5 protein-coding genes are annotated in these 5210 nt (G+C 60.0%); 2 read left to right on the forward strand and 3 right to left on the reverse strand.

Translation table 11 applies throughout. The features are described from left to right. Positions 1–846 (forward strand): MmgE/PrpD family protein (locus AAC599_RS19935; protein ID WP_340152129.1); only part of this gene is annotated, 846 nt, incomplete at its 5' end. Positions 847–856: 10 nt separating this feature from the next. Here AAC599_RS19935 and AAC599_RS19940 read toward each other — a convergent pair. The 3 genes from AAC599_RS19940 to AAC599_RS19950 form a co-directional block, all read right to left on the reverse strand. Then, on the reverse strand, positions 857–2581 hold the full coding sequence (locus AAC599_RS19940; protein WP_340152130.1) for a TRAP transporter fused permease subunit: 1725 nt from the start codon (positions 2579–2581) through the stop codon (positions 857–859). Beyond that, positions 2554–2889, reverse strand: coding sequence for a hypothetical protein (locus AAC599_RS19945; protein ID WP_340152131.1), 336 nt, complete (start codon positions 2887–2889; stop codon positions 2554–2556). Before AAC599_RS19945 ends, AAC599_RS19940 begins: the two co-directional genes overlap by 28 nt. A gap of 95 nt (positions 2890–2984) precedes the next feature. Beyond that, on the reverse strand, positions 2985–3914 hold the full coding sequence (locus AAC599_RS19950; protein ID WP_340152132.1) for a TAXI family TRAP transporter solute-binding subunit: 930 nt from the start codon (positions 3912–3914) through the stop codon (positions 2985–2987). A 313-nt stretch (positions 3915–4227) separates the two neighbouring features. On the opposite strand from AAC599_RS19950, the gene AAC599_RS19955 reads away from it, so the two are divergent. Then, positions 4228–5061 (forward strand): isocitrate lyase/phosphoenolpyruvate mutase family protein, encoded by an 834-nt coding sequence (locus tag AAC599_RS19955; RefSeq protein ID WP_340152133.1) that lies wholly within the window; start codon positions 4228–4230, stop codon positions 5059–5061. Positions 5062–5210 lie beyond the last annotated feature (149 nt).

Genomic DNA, 5210 nt, shown 5'->3' on the forward strand with positions numbered 1-5210 from the left:
ATCCTCACTCTGGATGATGAGGCGGCCCTCAATGCGCTTGGCAATGCGGGCACCCAATCGGCTGGATTGTGGGAGTTTCTCGCGACAGGCGCGATGAGCAAGCATCTCCATGCCGGACGCGCCGCAGAGGCCGGCGTCGTCGCCGCGGAACTGGCCGCTCTGGGCTTTACCGGTCCGCCGGCAATTCTCGAGGGACCAGCCGGTTTCTTCGCCGGCGCCTGTCCGGATCCGGATCCCGGTGCCGTTTTGCGCGATCCGGATGCGCCGTGGCAGGTTCACCTGACGTCGATCAAGCCGTGGCCAAGCTGCCGACATACGCATCCGGCCATCGACGCTGCACTCGCCCTGTCCGATCGGCTGGATCTGAGCAGGGTGGCGGCTGTCGAGGTCGCGACCTATGACGCGGCGATCGATGTCTGTGACCGGCCCGTGGCAAACAGCGAATATGAGGGCAAGTTTTCGATTCAGCATTGCGTCGCCGCTGCGCTGCAGCGCGGCAAGGTCGATTTTTCCGCGTTCGGCCCTGAGGCGCGGGCGCGGGCGGCGGATCTCGCGCGAGCGGTTTCGGTAAAGGCCGCCGATCCTTACGCAAGCGCCTATCCGGCGGCCTGGGGCGCTTCCGTCTCGGTTGTGCTCGATGACGGCTCGAGGCTTTCTGCCGACCGCCCGCAATGCAAAGGCGATCCCGATGCGGCTCTCTCAGCCGATGCGATGATAGAGAAGGCGCGCGAACTGATGCGTCATGGAGGCGTCAACGATTCTGCTCGAGTCATCGACGGGATCATGGAGATGCCTGACGGCGGATCTCCACCGGACCTTTCCCCTCTGTTGTTGTCGGCCGCCTGAAAGAGTGCACTTACAGCAGGCGCCGTCCAGCACGGGCCGTGACGACCACGACAGTGACAATGACCGCTGCACCGGCAATATTCGCGACAAGGTGGAGCGGCCAGAAGGTGGTGGCGGCGGCGCTGAGGATCACCGGGTACATCCAGATCGGGATCGGACCTTCCGAATAACGCTGGATCAGCGTGGTAAAGGCATAGATTCCAAACAGGCTGAAGAAGCCGACATGGATCACTTCCCAGAGACTTCCGCCGATCATCGGCGTATAGGCGAACAGAAGGGGGATAATATAGAGCCCCTTGGCGATCTTCCATGCCTGGAAGCCCGTCGCCATCGGCGGAGATCCGGCGATTCCCGCTGCAGTAAAGGCGGCCAGACAGACCGGCGGCGTCACGTTCGAATCCTGGCTGAGCCAGAAGATAATCAGATGCGCCGTGAGCAGGAGAGTCGTCATCGTCGCGGCATCGACAATTGCAGGCCGGATGACAACGGCGAGCTCGAACGGCATCGCGCTGACGAGCTGCTGCGCCTCCGCCGCCGTCATGCCGGACGGCACCTTGGCGACATGAGGCGAATCCACCAGCATAAACATCGCCGCCTTTGCAGGATCGGATATTCCGGCGACGAGCTGTTCCACGACCAGCCCGTCGGCCAGCATGCCGGACAGGGCAGGGGCCGAGAGGATGGCAAGGACGATATAGGCGGCTGTCACCGGCAGCCCCATTCCCAGTACCAGAGATGCCACCGCGATCAGGAGCAGAGCGAAGATCAGCGAGCCCTGCGACCATTGGGCAATCATCAGGGCAAAGGTGTTGGCAAGGCCGGATGTCGTCACCGCGTTGTTGACCAGCCCTACCGCAACCAGCAGTACGGCGGTCATGATCGATGTCTTCATGCCGAGTGCCAGCGCTTCGCAGATCTTTGCGGGGGTCATGCGGTTGGGCGTAAACCAGCTTGTTACGATCAGCGTGGCAATGGCGACGCAGGCGGCATAGCTCGGCGTCCAGCCGGAGACCAGCATGTAGGTCATCACGCCCAGTGGCAGAAGGAAGTTGAGCGCGCCGGCAGTGAGCTTGTGCCGGTCGACAATATTGGACTGCTCAATTCCGATCCCGTGCTTCATCGCCTCGACGCGGACGATAAAGGCAATCGACAGGAAATAGAGGATCGCCGGCACGATCGAGTAGAGCACGATCGTGCCATAGGAAATGCCGGTATAGGACACCATGACAAAGGCGCCGGCGCCCATAATCGGCGGCATGATCTGACCGCCGGTGGAGGCGGAGGCCTCGACACCGGCCGCGAACATGGCGCGGAAGCCATTCGCCTTCATCAGCGGGATGGTGATAACGCCGGTTGAAGCCGTATTGGCGACGGCGGATCCTGAAATGGTTCCTGTCAGGGCCGAGGCGAACACTGCGACAAAGGCAGAGCCGCCGCGAAACCGTCCGGCAACGATCTTGGCGAACTCGATGACGAAATCCGACGCACCGGAGGTGACCAGAAAGGCACCGAAAATCATAAAGAGGGCGATGTTGGCGGATGAGATCGTGGTGATGATCCCGAACATGCCCTCGTCGTTATACATGGAGCGGAACAGAACATCGCTCAGGGGCAGGCTGGCGGCCCGAAATGTCCCCGGCAGCCATTCGCCAAGAAACAGGATGTAGGACATCGCGACAATAATCAGGACAGGGATGATACAGCCGGTCAGGCGTCCTCTGCATAGGCGATCCACATCGCGGCGGCGGCGACCAGAAGTCCATAAAGGATATCGATACCGATTGCCCAGGGCCGGTCGGCATGGCGCTTGAACAAAGGCGATGAAATGGCGGCGAGAAAGGCAAATCCACCAAAATGGATGCAGTTCTGCCAGTGACCCGGTTCGGTCAGGTAGACATTTGTGGCGATGTGCCAAAGCCCGAACAGGACGATGGCTGTCATGGTCAGCCCGTAAGGCCATGGCTCGGCAACCGAATGACGGAAGTCGAAGACCTTTTCGCGGAACCCGGTCAGACCGGAAGGTCTGGTGGCATCATCGTTCATGCCGCGCGTCTTTTCTTAATTGAAATCCGGCGGCCACCGATGGGCGGCCGCCGGACTCCGAAGCTGGCGATAGACACGAAGAAGTCTTGGCTGCCTTACTTCGGCATCAGGTGATCGGGGATGGTGAGCCCGACCTCCTTATAGTACTTCGCGGCACCGGGATGCAGCGGCACCGGCAGGCCTGCCATGGCCTGATCGATGCTCATCGCCTTGGTCGCTTTATGGATGGCCTGCAGGAAAGGCAGGTTCTCGTAGATTGCCTTGGTCAGCTTGTAGACATGCTCTTCGGACACATCCGCGTTCACGGCAAGAAAGTTCGGTTGTGCGATGGTGACCACGTCCTTGGTTTGGCCGGGATAGGTGCCGGCCTTGATGGTGTAGGGCACCCAGAGATTGCGCCCACCATCCATTTTCTTGCGCTCTTCTTCCGTCACCGAAAGGATTGTGAACTTACCGCTGTTCGACGCCATCAGCTTGGTAACGGCCCCGGTGGGCGGTCCCGCACCAAGCCCGCCGCCGACAGCCTGGCCGTTCGCCATGGCATCGGCCGTCGGGCCAAATCCGGCATCCACAAGCTTGTAATCTTTTTCGATATCGATCCCGAGACCCTTGAGGAGGACCCGGTTAGAGCCGATCGTTCCGGAATTTTTCTTGCCCATGCCCATCGACATGCCTTTGAGGGCGATCATGTCGGAGGCTGTGCCGGACTTTACGTATTTGTTGTTGAGCACGAACTGCTCGACGTTCTGCCACAGCATGGTCACCGACCGCACGTTTTTCTGCGGTGCGGATACCGGTCCGGTGCCGGTCGCGGCATAGGAGCCGAACAGACCCTGAAGAATGGCAAACTGAGCTGTATTGGCGCCCAGCGCCTGGACATTCGCGCCGGAACCGGCGGAATTGACTGCCGTCAGGCTGAAATTTTCCTTCGGCAGAAGCTTGATCTTGCTCAGTGTTGCGATGGCTGTGCCCACGGGATGATAGGTGCCGGGTCGTCGCCAGTGCTGCGACGGCCAGCGCGGCAAAACCGGCGCCCTTCAAGTGGTGCGAAAATTTCATATCGTCCTCCTCCTTCCTGAAAATTATTATTCCGGACGGCGACCAGTAAGCCGACCGGATTGATGTAAACGGTAACACCAAAGTAGATAGGTCAAAAGCTCAATGATACACCCCCGAGTGTAAAGAATATGGGCCCTGGCGGCCATTTTTCGGGGTTCTTGAAGCTCCCGGCGAATACGATAAGACCGGTAGGCGAGCAAGACCGTTTAACGACGGAAGCCCCTATCGGATCGTGTTAAAATGAGAAATTATGCCGTTAGGTAAATAGTGGGAGAGGACATGAGCGATCAGGATCAGACCGGCAAGGCCGCGCGTTTTGCCGAGATGCATCGCCGGGACGGTATTTTCGTGCTGCCGAACTGCTGGGATGCAGCCAGCGCCTGTGTGCTGGCAGACGCAGGGTTTTCGGCCATCGCTACAACCAGTGGCGGGTGTGCATTCTCGCTCGGATATTGCGATGGCGAAAATATCCCGCGCGACGAAATGCTCGGCGCAATCGGGCGGATCGCCCGCGCAGTGTCGATCCCCGTCAGTGCAGATATGGAAGCGGGCTACGGAAAATCGCCCGATGCGGTTGCTGAAACGGTTCGTCTGGCCATCGAGGCAGGGGCCGTCGGCGTCAATATCGAAGACAGCGACAAGTCCGGTCCGCGCCAACTGCTCGATTTCAGCCTGGCCGTGGAGCGGATCGAGGCGGCCGTTGAGGCCGTTCGGGACAGCGGAATGGATATCGTCATCAATGCCCGTACGGACGGTTACATGATGGGAAATGACGACGGGGTATTTGAGGAAACCGTGCGTCGCGCAAACGCTTATCTCGGCGCCGGGGCCGGTTGTGCCTTTGTTATGGGCGCGCGGGATGGTGCCCTGATTGCCCGTCTCGCGCCCGCGATCGACGGTCCCCTCAATATCCTTGCCGGACCGGGAACGCCACCGGTGCCGGAACTCGCTGAAATGGGCGTCAAACGGGTGACGGTTGGGGGCAATATTGCGAAGGCCGCCCTCACGCTGGTCCGGCGGGCGGCTGACGAACTTTCCGGTCCGGGAACCTATGGCTTTGCCGAGGGGGCTTACAGTCAGCCGGAGATTCACCGGATTATGCGCGGTGAATGATCGATCTCGATCTCCGATTGTTTTTCTATATTTAACGAGGGTTTAACGGCAATCTGCTTGGATGACGGGAAGGAGTTGACCGTCGAAAGATGTCCAGGAAATCCAAGGCCGAGGAAGCGTCGGAAAAAAGGATCGCCCGTTTGCGGCGC

It is taken from the genome of uncultured Sneathiella sp., assembly GCF_963976355.1.
GTDB lineage: Bacteria > Pseudomonadota > Alphaproteobacteria > Sneathiellales > Sneathiellaceae > Sneathiella.